Annotated in this window: 25 protein-coding genes; 11 read left to right on the top strand and 14 right to left on the bottom strand. The window is 61.5% G+C overall.

The genetic code is table 11. From position 1 onward, the window contains the following. Positions 1–24: 24 nt before the first annotated feature. Positions 25–354: an SH3 domain-containing protein gene (locus tag SKZ59_RS09965; RefSeq protein ID WP_319991589.1), complete on the top strand. Its 330-nt coding sequence runs from the start codon at positions 25–27 to the stop codon at positions 352–354. A gap of 250 nt (positions 355–604) precedes the next feature. On the opposite strand, the gene SKZ59_RS09960 is transcribed toward SKZ59_RS09965, so the two are convergent. Both SKZ59_RS09960 and fusA read right to left on the bottom strand, forming a co-directional pair. Next, positions 605–1,135: an SRPBCC domain-containing protein gene (locus SKZ59_RS09960; protein ID WP_319991588.1), complete on the bottom strand. Its 531-nt coding sequence runs from the start codon at positions 1,133–1,135 to the stop codon at positions 605–607. A gap of 177 nt (positions 1,136–1,312) precedes the next feature. Further along, positions 1,313–3,421, bottom strand: coding sequence for an elongation factor G (gene fusA / locus SKZ59_RS09955; protein WP_319991587.1), 2,109 nt, complete (start codon positions 3,419–3,421; stop codon positions 1,313–1,315). A 298-nt stretch (positions 3,422–3,719) separates the two neighbouring features. On the opposite strand from fusA, the gene SKZ59_RS09950 reads away from it, so the two are divergent. Then, on the top strand, positions 3,720–4,838 hold the full coding sequence (locus SKZ59_RS09950; RefSeq protein WP_070302464.1) for a phospholipase A: 1,119 nt from the start codon (positions 3,720–3,722) through the stop codon (positions 4,836–4,838). Positions 4,839–4,901: 63 nt separating this feature from the next. Here the strand turns inward: SKZ59_RS09950 and SKZ59_RS09945 are convergent, their stop codons facing one another. The 10 genes from SKZ59_RS09945 to mltG form a co-directional block, all read right to left on the bottom strand. Beyond that, positions 4,902–5,099: a hypothetical protein gene (locus tag SKZ59_RS09945; protein WP_128143192.1), complete on the bottom strand. Its 198-nt coding sequence runs from the start codon at positions 5,097–5,099 to the stop codon at positions 4,902–4,904. Between the two features lie 163 nt (positions 5,100–5,262). Next, complete coding sequence (locus SKZ59_RS09940) at positions 5,263–5,511, bottom strand: hypothetical protein (protein WP_034756165.1); 249 nt, start codon at positions 5,509–5,511, stop codon at positions 5,263–5,265. A 100-nt stretch (positions 5,512–5,611) separates the two neighbouring features. Next, positions 5,612–6,535, bottom strand: a complete 924-nt coding sequence (locus SKZ59_RS09935) for a methyltransferase domain-containing protein (protein ID WP_034756162.1) — start codon at positions 6,533–6,535, stop codon at positions 5,612–5,614. Between the two features lie 253 nt (positions 6,536–6,788). Further along, a complete protein-coding gene (locus SKZ59_RS09930) occupies positions 6,789–7,439 on the bottom strand; it encodes an ankyrin repeat domain-containing protein (protein WP_319991586.1) in 651 nt (216 codons plus the stop codon). A gap of 16 nt (positions 7,440–7,455) precedes the next feature. Continuing rightward, a complete protein-coding gene (locus SKZ59_RS09925; RefSeq protein WP_034756159.1) occupies positions 7,456–8,235 on the bottom strand; it encodes a TatD family hydrolase in 780 nt (259 codons plus the stop codon). Positions 8,236–8,327: 92 nt separating this feature from the next. Beyond that, the gene (locus SKZ59_RS09920; RefSeq protein WP_034756156.1) at positions 8,328–8,960 is read right to left on the bottom strand and encodes a carbonic anhydrase; all 633 of its coding nucleotides are present in this window, start codon (positions 8,958–8,960) and stop codon (positions 8,328–8,330) included. 56 nt (positions 8,961–9,016) lie between these two features. Next, positions 9,017–9,403, bottom strand: a complete 387-nt coding sequence (locus tag SKZ59_RS09915) for a VOC family protein (RefSeq protein WP_034756595.1) — start codon at positions 9,401–9,403, stop codon at positions 9,017–9,019. Positions 9,404–9,508: 105 nt separating this feature from the next. Next, positions 9,509–10,537 carry a DNA polymerase III subunit delta' gene (locus SKZ59_RS09910; RefSeq protein ID WP_319991585.1) on the bottom strand — a complete coding sequence of 343 codons (1,029 nt, stop codon included), beginning with the start codon at positions 10,535–10,537 and terminating at the stop codon, positions 9,509–9,511. Between the two features lie 15 nt (positions 10,538–10,552). Continuing rightward, positions 10,553–11,194, bottom strand: coding sequence for a dTMP kinase (gene tmk / locus SKZ59_RS09905; RefSeq protein ID WP_319991584.1), 642 nt, complete (start codon positions 11,192–11,194; stop codon positions 10,553–10,555). A gap of 24 nt (positions 11,195–11,218) precedes the next feature. Continuing rightward, the gene (gene mltG / locus SKZ59_RS09900; protein WP_034756592.1) at positions 11,219–12,205 is read right to left on the bottom strand and encodes an endolytic transglycosylase MltG; all 987 of its coding nucleotides are present in this window, start codon (positions 12,203–12,205) and stop codon (positions 11,219–11,221) included. 176 nt (positions 12,206–12,381) lie between these two features. Between mltG and SKZ59_RS09895 the strand changes: the two genes are divergently transcribed. The 9 genes from SKZ59_RS09895 (at position 12,382) to SKZ59_RS09855 (ending at position 21,892) form a co-directional block, all read left to right on the top strand. Next, complete coding sequence (locus tag SKZ59_RS09895; RefSeq protein WP_319991581.1) at positions 12,382–13,488, top strand: folate-binding protein; 1,107 nt, start codon at positions 12,382–12,384, stop codon at positions 13,486–13,488. Positions 13,489–13,495: 7 nt separating this feature from the next. Further along, a complete protein-coding gene (locus tag SKZ59_RS09890; RefSeq protein ID WP_070302473.1) occupies positions 13,496–13,786 on the top strand; it encodes a DUF4936 family protein in 291 nt (96 codons plus the stop codon). Then, positions 13,777–14,514, top strand: a complete 738-nt coding sequence (locus SKZ59_RS09885) for an NRDE family protein (RefSeq protein WP_319991580.1) — start codon at positions 13,777–13,779, stop codon at positions 14,512–14,514. The genes SKZ59_RS09890 and SKZ59_RS09885 overlap by 10 nt, the downstream gene beginning before the upstream one ends. A 282-nt stretch (positions 14,515–14,796) precedes the next feature. Next, on the top strand, positions 14,797–15,804 hold the full coding sequence (locus SKZ59_RS09880; protein WP_319991579.1) for a LacI family DNA-binding transcriptional regulator: 1,008 nt from the start codon (positions 14,797–14,799) through the stop codon (positions 15,802–15,804). Between the two features lie 31 nt (positions 15,805–15,835). Then, the gene (gene xylB / locus SKZ59_RS09875) at positions 15,836–17,320 is read left to right on the top strand and encodes a xylulokinase (protein WP_413774549.1); all 1,485 of its coding nucleotides are present in this window, start codon (positions 15,836–15,838) and stop codon (positions 17,318–17,320) included. A 2-nt stretch (positions 17,321–17,322) separates the two neighbouring features. Beyond that, the gene (gene tal, locus SKZ59_RS09870; RefSeq protein WP_319991577.1) at positions 17,323–18,273 is read left to right on the top strand and encodes a transaldolase; all 951 of its coding nucleotides are present in this window, start codon (positions 17,323–17,325) and stop codon (positions 18,271–18,273) included. Between the two features lie 53 nt (positions 18,274–18,326). Beyond that, a complete protein-coding gene (locus tag SKZ59_RS09865; protein WP_319991576.1) occupies positions 18,327–19,262 on the top strand; it encodes an ABC transporter substrate-binding protein in 936 nt (311 codons plus the stop codon). A gap of 83 nt (positions 19,263–19,345) precedes the next feature. Next, positions 19,346–20,845, top strand: coding sequence for a sugar ABC transporter ATP-binding protein (locus SKZ59_RS09860; protein WP_319991575.1), 1,500 nt, complete (start codon positions 19,346–19,348; stop codon positions 20,843–20,845). Between the two features lie 36 nt (positions 20,846–20,881). Then, a complete protein-coding gene (locus tag SKZ59_RS09855) occupies positions 20,882–21,892 on the top strand; it encodes an ABC transporter permease subunit (RefSeq protein ID WP_034756126.1) in 1,011 nt (336 codons plus the stop codon). A gap of 74 nt (positions 21,893–21,966) precedes the next feature. Here the strand turns inward: SKZ59_RS09855 and SKZ59_RS09850 are convergent, their stop codons facing one another. Together SKZ59_RS09850 and SKZ59_RS09845 are read right to left on the bottom strand one after the other, a co-directional pair. Then, positions 21,967–22,392 (bottom strand): GNAT family N-acetyltransferase, encoded by a 426-nt coding sequence (locus tag SKZ59_RS09850; protein WP_072453544.1) that lies wholly within the window; start codon positions 22,390–22,392, stop codon positions 21,967–21,969. Positions 22,393–22,460: 68 nt separating this feature from the next. After that, positions 22,461–23,261, bottom strand: a complete 801-nt coding sequence (locus SKZ59_RS09845) for a helix-turn-helix transcriptional regulator (RefSeq protein ID WP_319991574.1) — start codon at positions 23,259–23,261, stop codon at positions 22,461–22,463. Positions 23,262–23,367: the final 106 nt, after the last annotated feature.

Below are 23,367 nucleotides of genomic sequence, written 5' to 3'. Positions count from 1 at the left end.
CTACCTGGCGTAACTAGCGGAATAATGGGAAATTTACTAACTCCCTATGTCACCTTGTATCTCGACAATGCAAAAGATGCATCACAGCGAGAAAAAATAAAAATCATTAAGAAAATATCTTTTCCGGAGTTGGCTATAGAGCTAAAAGATTACAGATTCATAACAAAAAATGTTCTCTTAATTAGAGAAACTCCTAGCTCAACATCTGCGATTGTTGGTCAGTTGAAATTTGGGCAAGTCATTGGTGTGTTATCTAAAGATCGAGATTGGACGAAGGTGGTATACGAATATGGAGATGGCACTACAATTACAGGCTGGGTGTTTACCCGATATACAGAAAAATTCAGAAGCTGATTCGATTCAAATATCTACTTTCACATGTTCTTAAAAGTCGAGTTGATTAGTACACATCTTCACCTGTAAATATCCAAACAACCCAAGTCCCAAACCCAGGCTCCCCGGGCCCAGCGAGCCTGAAAAATGGCCAGGGCAAGGCGCGCGGGCGAAGACAGTACGCATGTACGGCGAGCCCAAGCAACGCAGCCATGGACATTTTCTCAGGCCCGCGGCTCTGGCCCGCCGTTTTTAAGCCTTCAACACTAACTCACTGAACACGCGCCAAGTACTGGGCTAGCTGGGCGAAGGTCGCCTTAAACCCCTGCGTCATCGACTCAAACCCCTGCTTGAAAGTCTCATGCTGCTCATCCGTCGCTTTGTGCGGCGTCGAGCGCAAAGTCATCGTCGTCTTGCCATTCTCTTCGCTAAGCGTCATGACATTGAACGATTCCAGCGGCCAAGTAGCGCTGACGGGGTGCTGCACGGCATTCCCCTGCTTGTCGGCAAACGACAGGATGGAAACGATGCGTTCAGGCGCTTCGATAGACTGGTAGGTGAACTTGCCCCACATCTCATAGCCATTGTCGGCGCGCATGCCGTAATGGAAGACTCCGCCCGGTTTGAGGTCCAGCGCCAGCACGCTCAATTCGAAACCCACCGGTCCCCACCATTGCGCCAGGCGCTCGGGCTCCACCCACGAGCGGAACACGAGATCGCGTGGTGCGTCGAAAGTCTGCGTGATGACAAAGTCGCTGCTGTCGCGGTGCTGTCCTTCCTGCTTCTGTTCTGCGGTGGCCATGCTCTCTCCTGTGTTGGTGGACTGGCAGTTAATGTAACAGCGGCGCCGAAAATGGGAAAGGCCCGTACGCCATCTTGAGCGTAGGTCGGGTTAGCGCACAGCGCGTAAGCCGACACCATCACCAGCGGCTCAGGCCAACGATGGTGTCGGATTACGGCCCGCTGGGCCTAATCCGACCTACTTCGCTTTGCCAGCAGATGCCACCTGGTCGAGGATATGCTTGGGTACGGCCGCATAGTGCTTGAATTCCATCGTGTAGGTGGCGCGGCCCTGGGTCAGCGAGCGCAAGGTGGTGGAATAGCCGAACATTTCGGCCAGCGGCACAAGCGCCTTGACGATGCGTCCCGCGCCGCCGGGGACGTCGTCGACGCCCTGCACCATGCCGCGGCGGGCCGTCAGGTCGCCCATGACGTTGCCCATGAACTCTTCCGGCGTTTCCGCCTCCACCTGCATCATCGGTTCGAGCAGCACGGGGTGGGCTTTGCGCATGCCATCCTTGAAGGCGATGGAACCGGCCATGCGGAAGGCGTTTTCGTTCGAATCGACGTCGTGGTAGGAGCCGAACGTCAAGGTCGCCTTCACGTCGACGACCGGATAGCCGGCCAGCACGCCCGACTTCAAGGTTTCGACGATGCCCTTGTCGACGGCGGGGATGAATTCGCGCGGCACCACGCCGCCCTTGATGGCGTCGACGAACTGGTAGCCGGTGCCTGGCGGCAAGGGTTCAAGTTTGAGCACCACGTGGCCGTACTGGCCCCGCCCGCCCGATTGCTTGACGAACTTGCCCTCCACGTCTTCCACCGCGCGCGTGATGGTTTCGCGGTACGCCACTTGCGGCTTGCCGACATTGGCTTCCACGCCAAATTCACGGCGCATGCGGTCGACCAGTATCTCGAGGTGCAATTCTCCCATGCCCGACATGATGGTCTGGCCCGATTCCTCGTCCGTATGCACCTTGAACGACGGGTCTTCCTGCGCTAGGCGGTTCAGGGCGATGCCCATCTTTTCCTGGTCAGGCTTGGTCTTCGGTTCGACCGCCTGCGAAATCACGGGTTCCGGGAAGATCATCTTTTCCAGCACGATGATGTGGTCGATGGCGCACAGGGTGTCGCCCGTGGTGACGGCTTTCAGGCCCACGGCGGCGGCGATGTCGCCCGCATACACTTCCTTGATTTCCTTGCGCTCGTTCGCATGCATCTGCAGGATGCGCCCCAGCCGTTCGCGCGCGCTCTTGGTCGGGTTGTAGACCATGTCGCCCGAATTCACCACACCCGAATACACGCGGAAGAAGGTCAATTGCCCCACGAACGGGTCCGTCATGATCTTGAAGGCGAGCGCGGCAAAGTGCTCGTCGTCCGTCGGATGGCGCTCCACCTCGTTATCGTGCTCGTCATGGCCCATGATGGGCGGCACTTCCATGGGCGACGGCAGGTATTCGATGACGGCGTCGAGCATCGCCTGCACGCCCTTGTTTTTAAAGGCGCTGCCGCACAGCATGGGCACGATTTCGTTGCGGATGGTACGCGCGCGCAAGGCTTGCTTGAGTTCGGCTTCCGTAAAGGTGTCGCCATTCAGGTAGCGTTCCGTCATCTCGGTGCTGGCTTCGGCCGCGTGTTCGACCATGTGCTCATGCCACTGCTGTGCCTGCGCCTGTAGCTCGGCGGGAATCTCGCCATAGCTGAACTGCACGCCCTGGCTGGCGTCGTCCCAGGTGATGGCGCGCATTTTCAACAGGTCGATCACGCCCGTGAAATGGTCTTCGGCGCCGATCGGCAACTGGATGGGCACGGCCACGCCCTTCAGGCGGTCGGCGATCTGCTTGCGCACGCGCAGGAAATCGGCCCCCACCCTATCCATCTTGTTGATGAAGGCGATGCGCGGCACGTGGTATTTGTTGGCCTGGCGCCAGACGGTTTCCGACTGCGGCTGCACGCCGCCGACGGCGTCATACACCATCACGGCGCCGTCGAGCACGCGCATCGAACGCTCGACCTCGATCGTGAAATCCACGTGGCCGGGCGTATCGATGATGTTGATCCGGTGTTCGGGGAAATTGCCGGCCATGCCTTTCCAGAAGGCCGTGGTGGCGGCCGAGGTGATGGTGATGCCCCGTTCCTGTTCCTGCTCCATCCAGTCCATGGTGGCGGCACCATTGTGCACTTCGCCGATCTTGTGATTGACCCCCGTATAAAACAGGATGCGCTCGGTGGTGGTGGTCTTGCCGGCGTCGATATGGGCGCTGATGCCGATGTTGCGGTAGCGCTCGATAGGTGTTTTGCGGGTCATCACAATCTCCATGGCTAGCCCCGGCACGCCTCGGTTTGCGCCGGTTTTGCAGTGTAGCAGACATCGATTTGGCCGGCACGACAGCGGGCTGTTTACCATGCACGCAACACTGGCAGGCGCACACACGTCAGGCGCACGGAGACTAATTGCGGATTCGGCTATACTTCCAGACGTTAATTTTTGAACTTTAATTCAACAAAGATTAATAAAAATCAATACGCATGGCATCCTGCCATGCAAGGCGACGCCGCCGGCATGCAGCCCAGGTGCGCACCGAACGACATGCCCTACTCAGCCTATGACTATCCAACTAAGAAAAATAATCCTCTCTTCCCTGCTGGCATCGCCGGCGCTGGCCATGGCCGGCGAACTGGAACAGCAAATGCAGCGTTGCGCCGTGCTTGGCGACGCCAGCGCCCGCCTGGGGTGCTTCGACACCCTGGCCAAGGCGGCGGAAAAAGCCACCATCGCCGCCGGAGGTGATTCCGCCACCGCGGCCGTCACCCTGGCAGCGGCAGCCGAGGCCGCCCCCATCACCCCCGTCAGCCCGCCTGGCGTGGCCACGCCGGACGCCGTCAACGCGGCCATTCCCGCCGTCGCACAGACAGGCGCGGCGCCGCCGGAAGCGCCGATTTCGCGCACGCAGCAATCGTGGGAACTCAACGAGGCCTCGAAACGCGGCCTGTTCAACTTCCGCCCGCACCGCGACACCTATCTGCTGCTGGCCAATTACAGCGATGCGTCCAACGACGAGCCGTTCCAGGATTTCACGCCGGCCGGCATCAAGAGCCAGCATGTGGAACTGACATTCCAGCTGAGCTTCAAGATGAAGCTGCTGGAAGACATCGCCGGCACGCCGCTCGACATGTGGTTCGGCTACACGCAGCAAAGTTTCTGGCAGGCGTATAACCGCAAGGCCTCGAGCCCGTTCCGCGAGACCAATTACCAGCCGGAACTGATGCTGATCATGCCGATCAACAAGAATTTCGCGGGCGTGGAATTCAATTACCTGAACTTCGGCCTCGTGCACCAGTCCAACGGTCAGACGTCGACGCTATCGCGCAGCTGGAACCGCGTGTATGCCGAACTGGGCATGGAAAAAGACAATCTGGCTGTCACGGCCCGTGTCTGGCACCGCCTCGACAATGGCAAGACCGACAATGACAATATCGACATCACCGATTACCTGGGGCATGGCGACTTGCGCGTGAGCTACCGCAACAAGGGCCACGAGTATGCCGTGACGGCCCGCCGCAATTTCAGCAAGAAGCATGGCTCCATGCAGGCAAGCTGGGCTTTCCCATTGAAGGCCAACCTGAAAGGCTATCTGCAATTGTTCTCCGGCTATGGCCAGAGCTTGATCGACTACAACTATTCGCAGAAATCGATCGGCGCCGGTTTCATGGTCGACCTGTAAGCCAAGCAGTACCGCAAACAAAAATGGCGCCGATGGCGCCATTTTTTATGGAAAATATCTGGTTTATCGCGGGCCGCCGCCCAGCACGCGGGCCGGCAACATGACGATGGCGCGCAGCAATTCGAACACGCCTTCGACGCCGATGCCGATCAAGCGGAATGGCAGCAACAGCAGCCAGGCCAGCGGATACAGCACGAGGGCCAGCAAGGCCAGGGGCCAGCACACGAGCAAGAGCAGCAGCCACAGCACAAATCCCAGCATTGCGTCCCCCTAGAATGAAATGTGCGGAGCAAGCCGTGCTTGCCCCGCTACCGTGAGGCCACTATATGCAAGCGCCGCCACGGCGGCAACGGCCGTGCGATGAACTGCGTGCTGGGGGGATGAACGGTGCAAAAACGGGAATGAACGGCGCCTGCGGAGACATTTATTGACCGACGCAAATCACTTTCGTGATGTATTCATGCGCGTTCGGTTTCTTGCTGGTGGCCCATTTGATGGCCTGGTTGGCATCTTCGATGGTCAGGATCGAGGCCTTGTCCTTCGACTTGATGAAGGACACGCCTTCAAACACGCCTTCCTTGCTGCGCATTACCTTGGCAAACACGGGCGGCTTGGTCTCGCCATCGCTGATTTTGTTCTGTTGCACGAGGTAACGCTGATCGATCTGTTCCATGATAGTAAAGCTGTCCAGTGGGTAAAAGACGAAATATACCCTGAATGGACAAACGCCGCAGGATGAAATCGCTGCGGCGTTGCCTTTGGATTAACGCTACTTATGCGTAGACGGCGTTCTGCGTGACAGGCTGTAAGTTCACGTCATAGATCACCTGCGCGCGGATCGACGTTTCCAGCGAAGGAATCGAGCCGCCGGCGCGGTACTGGAAGCTCACTTGCAGCACGTCGCCCGCCTTCACGGCCACCGGCGTGGCCAGCGGCAAGCACATGTAGTGGTTCAGCCAGTCGATGGTGGTCGAGCGCTCGGGCACGACGGCCAGGATGTTCTTGGTGACGAAACGCAAGGCATTCAAGGTGCCGCTGCGCTCGACGACGAACTTGCCGTCGAAACCGAAGACGCTGTCCGTCGGCTGGCTGAAGTCGATGATGCTATAGACGGACGGCGGCGCCAACTCCTGCACGCCAGGGTGGATCGCCGTGGTTTCCTGGAATTGCACGATGGGCGCATAAAAGCCCTCGAAATCGTATTCCTGCTGCATCGGCTGCACGGCCATGATGACGGCTTCGGGCAGGAAGATGGGCAGCGGGCCGCCAAAACGGGCCAGGTAGCGGCGTTTGAACGATTCGATCACTTCCACCTGCTTTTCGCGCAGCATGCCTACATGAATCATTTCACAGATGACCACGTCGACGGGCTCGGGCGGCAGGTATTCAAACGCGTCCGCGTGGACGACTTCCACTTTTTCACCGTTGGGATTGAGCGCCAGCATCTTGCGCGCTTCCTTGACCATGTCCGGATTGAACTCCACACACCACACCTTGTCGGCGCGCGCGGCCGCAAACCACGACAGCACACCCGTGCCGCCGCCCAGCTCCAGCACTTTCATGCCAGGCTTCACCGCGTAATCGATCGCCGACTTGAACCCGTGCATGCGGTTCTGGTCCATCAACATATTGTGGTGGTAATGGACGGGGATAAATTGCCCCAGGTAACAACTCTCGATTTCTCGTTCATTCAGCATGTCTGTCCTCTTGGAGTCTGGCTCCGATGGCCGATCGGTTTTGTCATTCCAGAAAGCAGTGTTATCGCACGGGCTGCGCGAGGGGCGGCGACAAACCAGCCGGCGCCTGACGTTGATGTGATTGCCCATGCGAAAAATCTCCTGATTAATGCGACACGATCATTATCGTTAATCGGCACGGAGAACAAAGGGCTGAGCTAAGAGGCAATTCCATGCCAGTTTCAGCGCTGGCATGGAAAGTATTGCCAAAAAATTACTTACGGGCGGCGCGCGCCTTCTGTGCCGCTTCGATGATGGCGACCACGCCCGGCTTGTCGCCGGCCTGGGCAAACTGCACGGCCGTCCAGCCATGGTCGCTTTTCAGGCTGGCGTCCGCACCCCACGACAGCAGCAGCTTGACGGCGCCCTCCTGTCCCTCGCGGGCGGCAAACATCAGCGGCGTGACGTTGGCGGGCGCGCGCGCATCGACCACGGCGTCGCGGTCCAATAAAATCTTCATGATCGGCAGGTCGCCCGCCGACGCCGCATAGTGGAGCGCCGTCCAGCCGCTCTGGTTGACCTTGGCGCCTTTGGCCAGCAAGGCTTCCACGGCATCCTGCTTGTGTTTATAGGCGGCCATCATCAGCGCCGTGTTGCCGTTGGACGAACGGGCTTCGATGTCGATGCCGGGTGCGTCGAGCAGCAACTTGAACACCTTGTCCGCATCGTCGCGCAAGGCCAGCACGAGGGGAATGTCGCCGCGCTGCGCGTCGGGCTGGTTCGGGTTCATGCCCTCGGCCAGCATGTCGCGCACGCCGCTGGCGTTGTTGACGGACACGGCACGGAAGAAGGCGTCCGGTTCCGGCGCCGCGTGGCTGGCGCTAGCGCAGCACAGCAGCATCGCCAGCGCGAGTTTTTTCATCATGTCTGACCTTAAGAAGTTATGGCAACTGATTGAATAACTTGAAGAAATTGTCCGTCGTCTGGCGCGCCACCTGCTCCAGTGGGATGCCTTTCAGGGTCGACAGGTATTCCGCCACGTGGGCTACATAGCCCGGTTCGTTCATGCGGCCACGGAACGGCACGGGCGCCAGGTACGGCGAATCCGTCTCGATGAGGATGCGCTCGAGCGGCACTTCCAGGGCCACGGCTTGCAAATCCTTGGCGCTCTTGAACGTGACGATGCCGGAAAACGAAATATAGAAACCCATGTCGATGGCGGCGCGCGCCACTTCCAGCGATTCCGTAAAGCAATGCATGACGCCGGCCACGCCGCCGTCGGCCACGCCAGCGCCCTCTTCGCGCATGATGCGTATCGTGTCTTCACTGGCCGCTCTTGTGTGAATAATCAAGGGCTTGCGCGTGATTCTTGAAGCTTTGATGTGAGTTCTGAAACGCTCGCGCTGCCACTCGAGGTCGCCCGTCAAACGGAAATAATCGAGGCCCGTCTCGCCGATGGCGATGATCTTCGGGTGGTCCGCCAATCGCACCAGGTCTTCCACGGACGGTTCAGGCGTGTCTTCATAGTCGGGATGCACGCCGACGGACGCAAAGATATGCGGATACTGCTCGGCCAGGGCCAGCACCTGCGGGAAGTCCGGCAAGTCGACGGACACGCACAGGGCATGCGTCACCTTGTTCTCCGCCATCTTGGCAAGGATCTCGGGCATGCGAGCAGCCAGCTCGGGGAAATTGATATGGCAATGGGAATCGATATACATAAGGCGGGATTGTACCGGAGGGAGCAAAAATTGGCAGGGGAACGGCGGCGGCGCGCATCCCCTGCCGGAGCGGTTCGGAGGCTTGCAGCCGATTACATCTGCGAGGCAGGATGTTCCGCGAGCGGGACGAAGTTGCCGGTCGACTCGTCGAGCGCGTCGAGAGAACCGTTCTCGATGTCGTACACCCAGCCGTGCAGGGTCAGCCGGTGTTGCGCCATGGCCAAGGCCACCGAAGGATGGGTGCGCAGGTTATTGAGTTGCGCGACCACGTTGGCGCGCACCATGCCGTCGATGCGCGACTGCTCCGTCGGATGGTCGACCGATTCGTTGATCATGCGCGCCGCGTCCGCATGGTGCAGCCAGCTGCGCACGGCCGGCATGTGATCGAGGCAGGCACAGGTGGCGATCGCCTTCATCGCGCCGCAATCGGAATGGCCGCAAATGACGATGTCGCTCACGTTCAAGGCGGACACGGCAAATTCGACCGTGGCGCTGACGCCGCCCGGTTCCGGGCCGTACGATGGCACGATGTTGCCCGCGTTGCGGATCACGAAGAGTTCGCCGGGTTCGCGCTGCGTCACCAGTTCCGGCACCATGCGGCTGTCCGAGCAGGAAATGAACAGGGCCTTCGGGGTTTGTCCCGTGGCCAGGGTCTTGAACAACTCGCGGCGCTCAGGAAAAACCTCTTTTTGGAAGCGTAGGAATCCAGCAATAATGTCGCGCATAATAAATAGGGATCGTTATCTGAGCCGGTATTATCGCTGAACGAGGCAGGTTCCGCCTACTGCCCCTGTGGCGGCTGCCACAGCTCCACCTTGTTGCCCTCGGGATCGATGACCCAGCCGAACTGGCCATATTCCGAATCGGGCGCCTTGTCCAGCACCGTGCAGCCTTCATCGCGCAAGGCTTGCAACAGCGCATCGAGGTCGTCGACCCGGTAATTGATCATGAAGGAAGCCTTGCCGGGCAGGAATTGCTCGCTGCCCTTGGCTGCTACGGACCAGATGGTGGTGCCCGCCGTGGGCTGGCCGTCCGCATCCGTCCAGCTAAAGGCGGCGCCGCCCCACGGCTGCACGTCCAGGCCCAGGTGGCGCTGGTACCAGGCGCGCAGCGAGGCCGGGTCTTGCGCCTGGAAAAAGATGCCGCCGATGCCAGTGACTCGTTTCATGCACGCCTCCATTGCTGTCCAGGCCTTGACTGTAACACCAGGGGCCAAGCGTGGCAAACGAAACAAAGAGAAGTTACATTAAATCAGCAACGCAAGCACTTGATTTTATTGGCAACTGGAAGCGTAATCGAGCAGCATATCTTCGAGGAACAGCTTGGGCGACAAGGGGTGCTCGGCAATCGCCCGGCGCTCGTTCGCCGCCTTGATAGCGGCCATCAAACGGCTCACGTTGATGCGTCCTGCCAAGGCTTCCAGTTCGCGCCTGTGGCGCGGGTAGTAGCGGATGGTGCCCGACAATTTGACGGAAAACACATCGTACAGCCAGCGCTGGAGCGATGCCACCAGCGGCGCCAGCGGCGCCTTCTGCAATTTGTCGGCAGCCTTCAGGGCCGCTTCGACGCCGGGATTGGCCAGCACTTGCAGCAACTGTTCCGTCTCTTCGCGGCCGCCCGACTCGGACTGGGCCAGCGCGGCCAGCGGTGCGCCGCCCTGCTCGCGCAGCCAGCTGTCCGCATCGTTCAAGCCTTGCTGCTTGAGCCACGTCAAGGCCTGCTCGTGGCTGGGCATGGGCAAGGCGAATTTCCTGCAGCGCGACAGAATCGTCGGCAGCAAGCGGTCCAGGCTGTTCGAGGACAGCAGGAACAAGGTGCCCGGCGGCGGCTCTTCCAGCGTCTTCAGCAAGGCGTTCGACGCGGGCGTGTTCAGCGCCTCGGCCGGGTACAGCACGACCACGCGCAAGCCCTGGCGGTGCGTGGAAATGTTCATGAAGTCGGCCAGGTTACGGATCTGCTCGATCTTGATGTCTTTCGACGGCGTCTTGGTCTTGGTACTTTTCTTCGCGCCTTCTCCCTCTTCGCCGTCGTCGGCCACCTCGTCTTCCAGCGCTTCCGGACGCACGCGGCGGTAATCGGGATGGTTGCCCTGGCTAAACCAGCCGCACGAGGCGCAGGCGCCGCAAGCATGGCCGTCGGCGCGCACGTCTTCGCACAGCAGCGCTTGCGCGAAATGCTCGATGAAGTCGGCCTTGCCGATGCCCTGCGCGCCATGGAACAAAATGGCGTGCGGCATGCGCGGGCGCAAGGCTTGCAATTGCTGCCAGGCGTCCTGTTGCCACGGATAGAGAGAACTGGTCATTTTATTCTTTGTAAATCAGCGTGTTGCGACGCTTTGTTCGAGCAAAATATCAAGCAATTGCGCGAGTTGCACTTGGATGTCGGCAATGCTTTGCGTGGAGTCGATGATGCGGAAGCGTTCCGGGAACTGGGCCGCGCGGCGCAGATATTCGTTGCGCGTGGCGGCAAAAAAGTCCGATCGCTCCTGCTCGAATTTATCCAGTGCGCGCGTCGCATCGAGGCGGGCGCGGGCCACGGCCAGCGGCACGTCGAACAAAAACGTCAAGTCCGGCTGCAAGTGCGGGTGCACCCACGCTTCCAGCGCTTCCATCTTGCCCAGATCCATGCCGCGGCCACCGCCCTGGTAGGCGAAGCTGGCATCGGTGAAACGGTCGGAAATGACCCACTCGCCCCGTTCCAGGGCGGGCGCGATGACTTGCGCGATGTGTTCGCGGCGGCTGGCGAACATCAGCAAGGCTTCCGTTTCCAGATGCATCTTTTCATGCAGCAGCAGTTCGCGCAGCTTTTCGCCCAGGCTGGTGCCGCCCGGTTCGCGCGACGAGACGAGGCTCACCCCCCTTTGCTGCAGGTAGTCGGTGACAAAGCCGATATGCGTCGACTTGCCCGCGCCATCGATGCCTTCGAAGGTGATGAAGCGGGGTTGATAGTGTTGTGTCATGAAACTCTTAATCTTGTGATGATATTAACGCTGATACTGGTTCACGGCGCGGTTATGGTCGGGCAAGTTGGCCGAGAACTGGCTGGTGCCGTCGCCGCGGGCGACGAAATACAGCGCCTGCGTGCGGGCCGGCGCCAGCGCCGCCGTCAGCGATTGCGCACCGGCCAGGGCGATCGGCGTGGGCGGCAAGCCGCCGCGCGTGTAGGTATTGTACGGGGTGTCAGCTTCCAGGTCGCGTTTGCGGATCTTGCCCTGGTAATTGTCGCCCATGCCATAGATCACGGTCGGGTCCGTCTGCAGCAGCATGCCCGTCTTCAGGCGGTTGACGAACACGCCGGCGATCATGGCGCGCTCGGACTTTTGTCCCGTTTCCTTTTCCACGATGGAAGCCATGATCAGCGCTTCGTACGGGTTTTTATATGGCAAGGCCGGATCGCGCTTGTCCCACGCTTCGGACAGGCGGCCGATCATGGCCGTGTGCGCCTGCCTGAAAATCTGCATTTCGCTGGCGCCCTTGGCGAACAGATACGTGTCCGGGAAGAACAGACCTTCCGGCAGCACATATTCAGGGCTGATCTTCGCCATCAGTTCCTTGTCGGACAGGCCCACGGTATCGTGCTTGAGTCCCGGGTGATTCGCCATCGCCAGGCGCATCTGCTTGAACGTCCAGCCTTCGATGATGGTCAGCGACTCTTGCGCGAACTCGCCGCGTGCCAGCTGCGTGATCAGACGCTGCGGCGTGGTGCCCGGTTTCAATTCGTAGGAACCGGCCTTGATCTTCGAGGTCTTGCCTTCGATGCGCGCCAGCATGTTGAACAGGATGGGCACGATGGGCACGCCCGCGTCCGCGATCTGCTGGCCGGCCGCATGCGCGCCGCTGCCCGGGCTGATCGTAAACGGGATCGCTTCGCCGTCCGTGGTGATGGGCTGCTGCGCCCAATACACAAAAGTACCGCCGACGCCGATGGCGGCGATGACTGAACTGACTACAAGTTTTTTAAAGAAAGCCATTGTTCCGATTCTTGTGATGCGCCCGCTGGCAGGCAGCGCGCGCTTGTTATGATCGTTCATTTGTGAAGCAAGTGCGCGCAAAGCGGCGCCAACACTGGCAATCTTGCCGCTGCCGACGCAATTTGCGCGACATCACTATAATGAACCCGTAATGATAATGCTTAATCGCTGATCTAATGGAAATTATGAATAACTGGAATCAATTTTTAACCGCTCAAGGCGCCCGCCCCGTTGCCGGCGATGGCGCGCCTGACGGCACCGCAAACTCCCCTGTCGCCGATTTCGGCCAGTCCCTGACAGTGGCCCAGCTGCAAGAAGGTTTTGTCGCAGCCATCACGGACCAGGGCTTGATCGGCTTGAACGGCGACGATGCAGCCAGTTTCCTGCACGGCCAGCTGACCAACGACGTGGAACACCTGAACCAGGAGCAAGTGCGCCTGGCCGGCTACTGCACGCCGAAAGGCCGCCTGCTGGCCAGTTTCCTGATGTGGCGCAACGCCACCACCATTTATCTGCAATTGCCGCGCGCCATACAGCCGGCCATCCAGAAGCGGCTGCAGATGTTCGTGCTGCGCGCCAAGGCCAAGCTGCACGATGCGTCCGCCGATGATGCCAATCAAGTCGTCCTGGGCCTGGGCGGCCAAAGGGCCAGCGCGGCCCTGTCCGCCTGGTTCCCGGCGCTGCCCGCCACGCCGTTCAGCAAGGTCGAGCATGCACTGGGCACCCTGCTGCGCGTGGCCGATGCGTTCGGCAGCGCCCGCTATGAATGGCTGACGTCGGCCGCCACGGCGCAGGACGTGTGGCAGCAGCTGGCCGAAACTCTCGCCAAGGGCGGCAATGACGCCTGGCAATTGTCCGATATCCATGCGGGCATCCCGCAGATCACGGCCGCCACGCAAGAGCAGTTCGTGCCGCAGATGGTCAACTTCGAGCTGCTGGGCGGCGTCAATTTCAAGAAAGGCTGCTACCCGGGCCAGGAAATCGTCGCGCGCAGCCAGTACTTGGGCAAGCTCAAGCGCCGTACCACCCTCGTCAGCATCGCCGATCCCTCGGTAGTGGCCGGCGGCGAACTGTTCGCCGTCAGCGACCCCGAGCAACCGTGCGGCATGGTCGTCAACGCGGCGCCGAACGGCGTGGGCGGCATCGACGCCCTCGTTGAAATGAAGCTGGGGGCGATCGAAGAAGGTTCAAGCGCCGCCGGCGCCGTGCGCTACGGCTCGGCCCAGGGCGTTGCCGTGCAATTCCTGCCCATGCCTTACGTGCTCGACGCACTCGACTTGTGAGAATGCCATGAAAGATCTGTACGTTTACTATCAGGTAAAAGAAGAGCACGCCCAGGCGCTGGAAGCCCGGGTCCGCGCCATGCAGGCGAAACTGGCGGCCGCGTCCGGCGTGGCGCCGCAGCTGAAGCGCCGTCCGGAAGCCAAGGATGGCTTGCAGACGTGGATGGAGATCTACCCTGTCGTCGGTGAAGGTTTTACGGAGCTGCTGGCCGGCGCATCCGACGAAGCGGGCTTGCTGTCCCTGACGGCTGGCGCGCGCCATACGGAAGTGTTCATGGATTTGCCTCCATGTGCCTGATCGTTTTTGCCTGGAAAGTCAATCCGCACATCCCGCTGATTGCCGCCGCCAACCGCGACGAATTCTATGAACGCGCCAGCGCCCCCGCCGGCGCCTGGCCCGAACACCCGCAAGTGTATGCGGGCCGCGACCTGCAGGCGGGCGGCAGCTGGATGGGCATCACCCAGGCCGGCGGCGGCAGCTCGCGCTTTGCCGCCATCACGAATATCCGCAGCCCGCAAGACCGCAACCCCGACGCCCCCTCGCGCGGCGCCCTCGTGGCCGACTATTTGGCCGGCAACATGTCGCCGCAAGACTACATCGCGCAAATCCGCCCCGGATGCAAAGCCTACAACGGTTTCAATCTGGTGCTCGGCGATGCGGACACCCTGATCTGGTTTTCCAACCGGGGCGATGGCGATGCGCGCAATGGCCAGCCTTTGGAACCGGGCATCTACGGCCTGTCGAACGCCCTGCTCGACGCGCCGTGGCCGAAGGTCCTGAAGACCAAGGCCCAGTTCGCCAGCCTGCTGTGCCAGGGCGCGCCCGACGAAGCGTATTTCGACATGCTGGCCGACACCGCGCGCGCGCCCGACTTCCGCTTGCCGGACACAGGCGTGCCGCTCGACCTCGAGCGCGTGCTGTCCGCCGTCTGCATCGAAACGCCGGGCTACGGCACGCGCACGTCCACCGTCGTCAAATTGTTCCCGGACTCTCCCGGCGAATTGCATGAGCTGGTGATACAGTAGGTCGGGTAGGTCGGGTTAGCGCGCAAGCGCGTAACCCGACAACACCACCACACTCAACCGGCATCACCGCCGTCACCAACGTCGGATTACGCGCCCCTGCGGCGCGCTAATCCGACCTACGCGCGCATCCCGACTCGCATCAAAAAACCTCTAGCCATCCGCACGCACAAAAAAGAAAGCGCTTGCGCAAGCGCTTTCTTTTGTTTACGATAGATTCAAACGCGGCGACACAGCCGTACTCAATCGCAGCACACAATAATAATAAAACCATCAGGAGACACCATGGCCACCATGGAAGATGTAGCGCGGGCGGCGGACGTATCGCTGTCGACCGTCTCGCACGTACTCAACGGCACCCGCAAGGTCAGCCCGAAAACCGTCGCCGCCGTCAACGCGGCCATGCAGCAGATCGGCTATGTGCCGAACATGCTGGCGCGCGCCCTCGCCGGTTCCTCTTCTGGCACCATCGGCGTGGCCATTTCCGCCTTCACCAATCATTACTTCAGCGAAACCGTGCGCGCCATCGAGGCGGCCTGCACGCGCCACGGCCTGATGATGCTGTTTTCCGATACGCATGACGATCCCGAGCAGGAACTCAAAGTGGTGCAGAACTTGCACCAGCGCCGGGTCGATGGCATCGTGCTGGCGCCGTCGGGCGACACGCACCACCGCACGCTCGACTATTTGACCAGCAACAAGATCGCTTCCGTGCTGGTCGACCGCATGTCGGCACAACCGTTCGACCAGGTGGGCGTGGAAAATATCGAGGCGACGGCCGAACTGGTCGGCCACCTGATCACCGTCCACGGCCACCGCCGCATCGGGTTCATCGCGGGCGCGCCCGGCCTGTCCACGACGGACGAGCGTATCGATGGCTACCGCCTGGCCTTGCAGCGCGCCAATATCGTTTTCGATACAGCGCTGCTGCGCTCGGGCGACTCCAACCTCGAGCGCAGCGGCGCGGCCACGCGCGAATTGCTGGCCCTGCCCGCCGGACAGCGTCCCACGGCCATCGTTGCCGGCAATAACCTGATGACCATCGGCACCATGCACGCCTTGCGCGACGCGCACATTGCGGTACCGCAAGACGTGTCCCTGGCAGGCTTCGATGATTTCGACTGGGCCGATTATTTCAGCCCCCGCCTGACGGTGATGGCGCAGCCGCTCGAAGAGCTGGGCGCCATGGCCGTCGACCTCTTGATTGACCGCATCGCCAATCCGGGCCGCGCCCGGCACGTGCAGCGCTTGTCGCCGACCCTGCGCGTGCGCAATTCCTGCGGCTGCCCCTGACCTTTTACAGCAGACCAATATGCATCCAGCGATTTCCCTCGGTATCGATCTCGGTACTTCCGAACTGAAAACCGTGCTGATGGACAGCATGGGCACGGTATGCGGCCAGGCTTCCTTGCGCATCGATACCAGCCGCCCGCAGCCGGGCTGGTCCGAACAAGCGCCGCAGGACTGGTGGGCCGCCTGCGTCAACGCGCTGCGCCAGCTGCGCGCCGGCTGGCCGCAGGAATACGCGCGCATCGCCTGCATCGGCCTGTCGGGCCAGATGCATGGCGCCGTACTGCTCGACAGCAACGACAACGTGATCCGTCCCGCCATCCTGTGGAACGATGCGCGCGCCGAAGCCGAAGCGGCCAGTCTGGCGCGCGACTATCCCGCCTATGCGGACGTGACGGGCAGCCTGCCCATGGCAGGCCTGACGGCGCCGAAACTGCTGTGGCTGCAAACGCACGAGCCTGACGCTTTCAATGCCATCGCCTGCCTGCTGTCGCCCAAGGATTATCTGCGCTTGCAATTGACGGGTAACAAGGTCACCGACATGTCCGACGCGGCCGGTACCCTGTGGCTGGACGAGGCCAAGCGTGCCTGGTTCGCTCCCATGCTGGCCGCATGCGGCCTGGCGCCGGAACAGATGCCGGCCTTGGCCGAAGGCGATGCGGCCACGGGTACCGTGCTGGCCGCCGTCGCGGACAAGCTCGGCTTGCCATCGGACGTGGTGGTGGCAGCCGGCGGCGGTGACAATCCTGTCTCGGCCGTGGGCATTGGCGCCGTCAATGGCGGCGACAGTTTTATATCACTGGGCACCAGCGCCGCCATCGTTTCCGTCACCGAAGCGCCTTTGGGCAACCCGGCCGGCGGCGTGCACAGCTTTTGCCACGCCCTGCCCGGCCGCTGGTATGCGATGGGCGCGATCCTGTCGGGCGCCAGCTGCCTGCGCTGGGCGACCGGCGTGCTGGGCCAGCCCGACGAGGCAGCCCTGCTGGCCCTCGTGGAAAGCGCCCTGCCGCTGGACAGCGCCATCGCGCCGTCCGCGCCCCTGTTCCTGCCGTATCTGTCGGGCGAGCGCACGCCGCACAACGACCCGCAAGTGCGTGGCGCCTTCCTGCAGCTGGGCCACGACAGCACGCCAGCGCAACTCGGCTATGCCGTACTCGAAGGCGTGGCCTTTGCCTTGCGCGACGCCATGGCCGCCGTCACATCGACGGGTGCCGTCGTTCCCCACTGCATGCTGGTGGGCGGCGGCGCGCGCAGCCAGTACTGGGCGCAGTTGCTGGCCAATGTGCTGGGCCGCGAAATGCGCACCCTGCACAACAGCGAACTGTCGGCCAGCCTGGGCGCGGCCAAGCTGGGCTTTGCCGCCATCGGCCAGCGCCAGTTGCTGGCCACCAGCTTGCCCATCAAAAACACTTTCCTGCCCGATGCCGCGCACAGCGCAGCCTTGAGCATCCGTTACGGCCGCTACCGTAGCCTGTTTCCCGCCGTGCAAGCCTTGCACCAACTCAGTGATAAGGAATAGTAATGAATCAGCTGCAACAACTAAAACAGTACAGCACCGTCGTCGCCGACACGGGCGACTTTTTGCAACTGGCGCGCTTCGCGCCGCAGGACGCGACCACCAACCCGTCGCTGATTTTAAAAGCCGTGCTGCAGCCCGATTACGCGCCTTTGCTGGAAAGCACGGTCGCTGCCCACAAACATGCATCGCTCGACGATATCGTCGACCAGGTGCTGGTGCGCTTCGGCCTGGAAATCCTGAAAGTGGTGCCGGGCCGCGTATCGACGGAAGTCGATGCCCGTTTGAGCTTTGACCGCGACGCCACCGTGGCCCGCGGGCGCCGCCTGATCGCCCTGTATGAAGCGGCTGGCATCAGCCGCGAGCGCGTGCTGATCAAGGTCGCCGCCACCTGGGAAGGCATCCAGGCGGCGCGCGAGCTGGAAAAAGACGGCATCTTTTGCAATCTGACCCTGCTGTTCGCGTTTTGCCAGGCCGTCGCCTGCGCCGACGCGAAAGTGCGCCTGATTTCGCCATTTGTGGGCCGCATCTACGACTGGCACAAGAAGTCGATGGGCGCCGCATGGGACGAAGCGGCGCGCAGCCTGTCCAACGATCCGGGTGTACAGTCGGTCACGCGCATCTTCAATTACTACAAACAACATGGCATCGCCACGCAAGTGATGGGCGCCAGCTTCCGCAACGTGGGGCAGATCACGGCCCTGTCCGGCTGCGACTTGCTGACCATCAGCCCGGACCTGCTGGCGAAACTCGAAGCATCCGACGTGCCATTCGAGCGCGCCCTGGGCGCCGACCTGGGCGCCGCGCAGCCGGCCGTCACGTATGACGAGGCCGCTTTCCGCTACGCCTTGAACGACGACGCGATGGCGACCGAAAAGCTGGCCGAAGGCATCCGCGGCTTTGCCGTCGACGCGGGCAAGCTGGACGCCATGATCGAGAAATTACGCAATCAATAAGTTTCACCCGTAGCACCGTTTGTTTTTCACAATAAAAACCCTTGGAGATCCTCATGAAAAAAGTCATTACCGCCTCCCTGTTGCTGTCCGCCGCCTGTGGCGCTTTCGCCGCTGACAAACCGCTGAAATCCATCGGCGTGAGCGTGGGCGACCTGGCCAACCCGTTTTTTGTCGCCATCGGCCGCGGCGCGGAAGAAAGCGCGAAAAAACTGGGCGGCCCTGGCGTGAAAGTCACCACGGTGTCCAGCAAGTATGACCTGAACACCCAGGTGGACCAGATTGAAAACTTTATTGCCAACAAGACCGACATCATCATCCTGAACGCCGTCGATTCCAAGGGCATCGCCCCAGCCATCAAGAAAGCGCGCAATGCGGGCGTGGTCGTGATCGCCGTCGACGTGGGCGCCGTGGGCGCTTCGGCCACCGTGATGTCCGACAACACCATGGCGGGAGACGTGTCGTGCGCCTACCTGGCCAAGCAGATCGGCGGCAAGGGCAATGTCGTGATCCTCAACGGCCCGCCGGTCACGTCCGTGATCGACCGCGTCAATGGCTGCAAGAAAACCCTGGCCGCGTTCAAGGATATCAAGATCCTGTCCGACAACCAGAACGCGGGCGGCAGCCGCGACGGCGGCATGACCGTGATGTCGAACTTGCTGACGGCCTATCCGAAGATCGACGGCGTGTTCGCCATCAACGATCCGACCGGCATCGGCGCCGAATTGGCGATCAAGCAAGCGAAGCGCACGGACGTCAAACTGATCACGGCTGTCGATGGCGCGCCCGATGGCCAGAACGCCCTGAAAAACAAGACCGGCCTGTTTGCCGCCACCTCGGCGCAAAACCCGTACCGCATGGCCACCGACGCCGTGCAGATGGGCTACGACATCATGAACGGCCGCACGCCGAAACAAACGATGGTGCTGTTGCCGACCCCGGCCATCACCAAGGAAAACGTCGCCACCTACACGGGCTGGGTAAAGAACTGATCTGCCTGACCTGAACCACGTGTTGCCCGCCCCGGCCCCGGGCCAAGGGCGGGCAACAGTTTCAAAAGCAAGGAAGGACAGTCATGAGCGACAATATTATTTTTGAAATGCGCGGCATCGAGAAGCGCTTTGGCGCCACGCGCGCGCTGCGCGGCGTGCACCTGACGGTGCGCAGCGGCGAAATCCATGCCGTGATGGGCGAAAATGGCGCCGGCAAGAGTACCTTGATGAAGATTTTATCGGGCGTGTACACGCCGGACGCGGGCGAGATCATTCTCGACGGCAAGCCGATCCGCATCCGCAACCCGGGCGAGGCACGCGCGCTCGGCATCAACCTGATCTACCAGGAACTGAGCGTGGCCAAGAACATGACGGTGGCGCAGAACGTCTTCATGGGCAGCGAGCCGAAGGGACCGTTCTTTACCGTCAAGGCCGGCGAGATGCGTGCGCGCACGAACGCCATCCTGGCCGACCTCGGTTCCCGTTTCGATGCCGACACCATGGTCTCGACGCTGTCGATCGCCGAGCAGCAGCAGGTGGAAATCGCCCGCGCCCTCGTGCACGAAAGCCGCATCCTGATCATGGACGAGCCCACTGCCGCCCTGTCCGACCGGGAAACAGAACAATTATTCCGCATCATCGAAGAGCAGCGCGACAAGGGCCTGGCCGTGCTGTACATCAGCCACCGCATGGCCGAGGTGGAGCGCCTGGCGCGCCGCATCACGGTGCTGCGCGACGGCGCCTATGTGGGCGAGCTGGGCAAGGATGAACTCGATCAAAAGAAAGTCGTGCAAATGATGGTGGGCCGCCCCGCCGACGACTTTTATTCGCACCAGCGGCGCACCACGCGCGGCGCCGAACGCTTGCGCGTGGAAAACGTGGGCGGCGGCAAGGTCAAGCCTGCCTCGTTCACCCTGCATGCGGGCGAGGTGACGGGTCTTGCCGGCCTCGTCGGCGCGGGCCGCACGGAACTGGCGCGCCTGATCTTTGGCGCGGACAAGAAGCAAACGGGGCAAGTGTGGCTCGACGGCCAGGAAGTGCACATCCACCGGCCGCTGGCAGCCATCCGCCACGGCATCGGCTACCTGCCCGAAGACCGCAAGAGCCTGGGCCTGTTCATGCAATTGTCGGCCATGGAAAACATGTCGATGAATATCCTGTCCAAGCATGCGACGGCGGGCGTCGTCAACCGTGGCGCCCTGACCCAGCTGACGCGCGAGGCGATTGCCAACCTCAACGTGAAAGTGTCGGGACCGGACGGCATCGTCGGCGGCCTGTCCGGCGGCAACCAGCAGAAAGTCTTGCTGGCGCGCTGGCTGGCCATCGCCCCGAAAGTGCTGATCCTCGACGAACCGACGCGCGGCGTGGACGTGGGCGCGAAGAGCGAAATCTACAAGATCATCCACCAACTGGCGGACGCGGGCACGGCCGTGCTGTGCATTTCCAGCGAACTGGCCGAGCTGGTCGGCATCTGCGACCGCGTGATGGTGATGTGCGAAGGACGCATGACGGGCGAAGTCACGGGCGACGATATCACGCAGGAAAAAATCCTTGCCTATGCCACCCATCTGGAAGCGGCATAAAAATACGCATTAGCATAATCATTCAGGAGATAAACCATGACAACGAGTACCACCAGCGGCGCCGCGCGCGCCGGCGAACCCTTCAATGCCTCGAACCTGATGCGCCGCCTGGGCATGCTGCCCGTGCTGGTGGTGCTGTACCTGGCCATGTATGGCCTGACCGTGTATTTCTCTGCCGACGGCACGTCGACGTTCATGACCAGCAATAACACCATGAACATCTTCCGCCAGGTGTCGATCAACATCGTGCTGGCATCCGGCATGACTTTCGTCATTCTGACCAGCGGCATCGATCTGTCCGTCGGTTCCGTGCTGGCCGTCTCGGCCGTGGCAGGCATGCTGATGTCCTTGTCGGCCCAGTTCGCCGGCTTTTCGATCCCCACCTTCCTCATCGTCGGCCTGCTGCTGGGCGCGTTGAACGGCGTGCTGGTCGCTCTCGTCGGCCTGAATCCCTTCGTGGTGACTTTGGGCACCATGACGGCCCTGCGCGGCGCCGCCTACCTGCTGGCGGACGGCACCAGCGTGCTGAACACGGAAATCCCTAGCTTTGAATGGATGGGCAACGGCAGCTTCCTGGCCGTGCCCTGGCTGATCTGGCTGGCCGCGGCCGTGGTGCTGCTGACCTGGTTCATCCTGCGCAAAACGACACTGGGCCTGCATATCTACGCTGTCGGCGGAAATATCCAGGCGGCACGTTTGACCGGCATCAAGGTTGGCCTCGTCCTGATGTTTGTCTACACGATCAGCGGCCTGTTCGCCGGCCTGGGCGGCGCCATGTCGGCCAGCCGTCTGTATGCGGCCAACGGCAACTGGGGCACGGGCTATGAGCTTGATGCGATTGCGGCCGTCGTGCTCGGCGGCACGAGCCTGATGGGCGGCGTGGGCTCCGTCTGGGGCACCGTCATCGGCGCCCTGATCATCGGCGTGATGAACAATGGCTTGACGATTTTGGGTCTGTCGTCGTTCTGGCAGTATGTGGCCAAGGGTGTCGTGATCGTGCTGGCGGTGATCCTTGACAAATGGCGCCAGTCGCACGCGCAAAATTAAAATCCGGGGTCAGACCCTCAACACCGCTAACGCAAAGCTCTGCGCCAACGTTATCGGGGGTCTGACCCCAGCACTTAAAACTGCAAGCGCATCTCCACATGCGCAATCCCCGCCTCTTCAAATTGTTCCCCCTGCTGCACGAAACCGTGGCGCGCATAGAATGGCGCGGCCACGGTTTGCGCATTCAAGACCACCGCTGCATCGCCGCGCTCGCGGGCTTTCTCCATCAGCAAGGTCAAAATGGCACCGCCCACGCCCGTGCCGCGGCCCGGATGGCGCACGGCCATGCGGCCGATGTGGCCGTCTGGCAATAGCCGGCCCGTGCCGATGGCGTTGCCGACGGCGTCATAGGCAACGGCGTGCAGGCAGACGGCGTCCATGTCGTCGAGTTCGATCTCGGCCGGCACTTTCTGTTCATCGACAAAGACTTCAAAACGGATGGCGGTAGCGTCAGGGCCCAGGGTGGCCCAGTCGCCGAGGCGGATGGTGTGCTTGGTCATGGTGTACGGTAGAAAGAATCAGGCCGCCATTGTCGCACGGCCTGCCACGCCTTGGCAGGCCGTGCGGCTCAAGCGTTCGATTTCAGGTAACGTCCAGGCGTTTCACCGAGTACCTTGCGAAACATGACGACAAAATTGCTTGCGTTCTCGTAGCCCAGGCCCTCTGCGACATGCTGGACCGTGGCGCCCCTGGCCATCCATTGCAAGGCGAGCAGGATATGCAGTTGCCTGCGCCAGCGTCCGAAACTCATGCCGGTTTCCCGAGACACCAGGCGTGACAGCGTGCGCGCACTGATGCCTATCCGCTGCGCCCACGATTCGATGTTGCCTGGATCGGACGGACGGGCCATGATCCACTCGACCAGTTTGCGTAACCGCTTGTCTGTCGTCAGGGGAAGATGAACCTGGCCGGGCTGCGCCAGCGCCATTTCGTCGAGAAGCAGTGTCATCAGTCGTGACGCCATGCCGCCCTCTTCATAGCGCATCGGCAATGCCGCTGAACGGATCACCAATTCACGCAGCAGCGGCGTGGTCGACAAGGTGCAGCATTCCCGCGACAAGGCGTCGTCCACCGCAGGGTCGACATACACGACATAACAATCGACCGTGCCGGCCCCATCCATTCGATGTTGTGTGCCGCCGGGTACCCAAATGGCGCTCCCCGGCGGCACCAGCCAGAAGCCGCCGTCGACCTCGCAGGTGAGCACGCCGCGCATCCAGAGCAGGAATTGGCCTTTTCGATGGTGATGAAAATCCTTCTCCTGACGGCTATCCATCTCGCGGCCAACGGCGCCAAGCGTGACCACCGGCCTTGGCACGCAGTCTGGGTCTTCCCAGTCGCTGGACGAATCGTCGCTGAAAACAGGCATCGGGCACCTTTCAAGGGTCAGAATCAGTGGCAAGAATTCAATATAACATGGCCTGTTGGCTCATTGTGACCAACACGTGGCGCGCCTAAGATGGGCGCTGACATCA

The organism is Janthinobacterium sp. GMG2 (genome assembly GCF_033949445.1).
GTDB classification, from domain to species: domain Bacteria; phylum Pseudomonadota; class Gammaproteobacteria; order Burkholderiales; family Burkholderiaceae_D; genus Janthinobacterium; species Janthinobacterium aestuarii.
The sequence above is the reverse complement of the archived record's forward strand: the minus strand, read 5'-3'. Positions and strand labels throughout refer to the sequence as shown.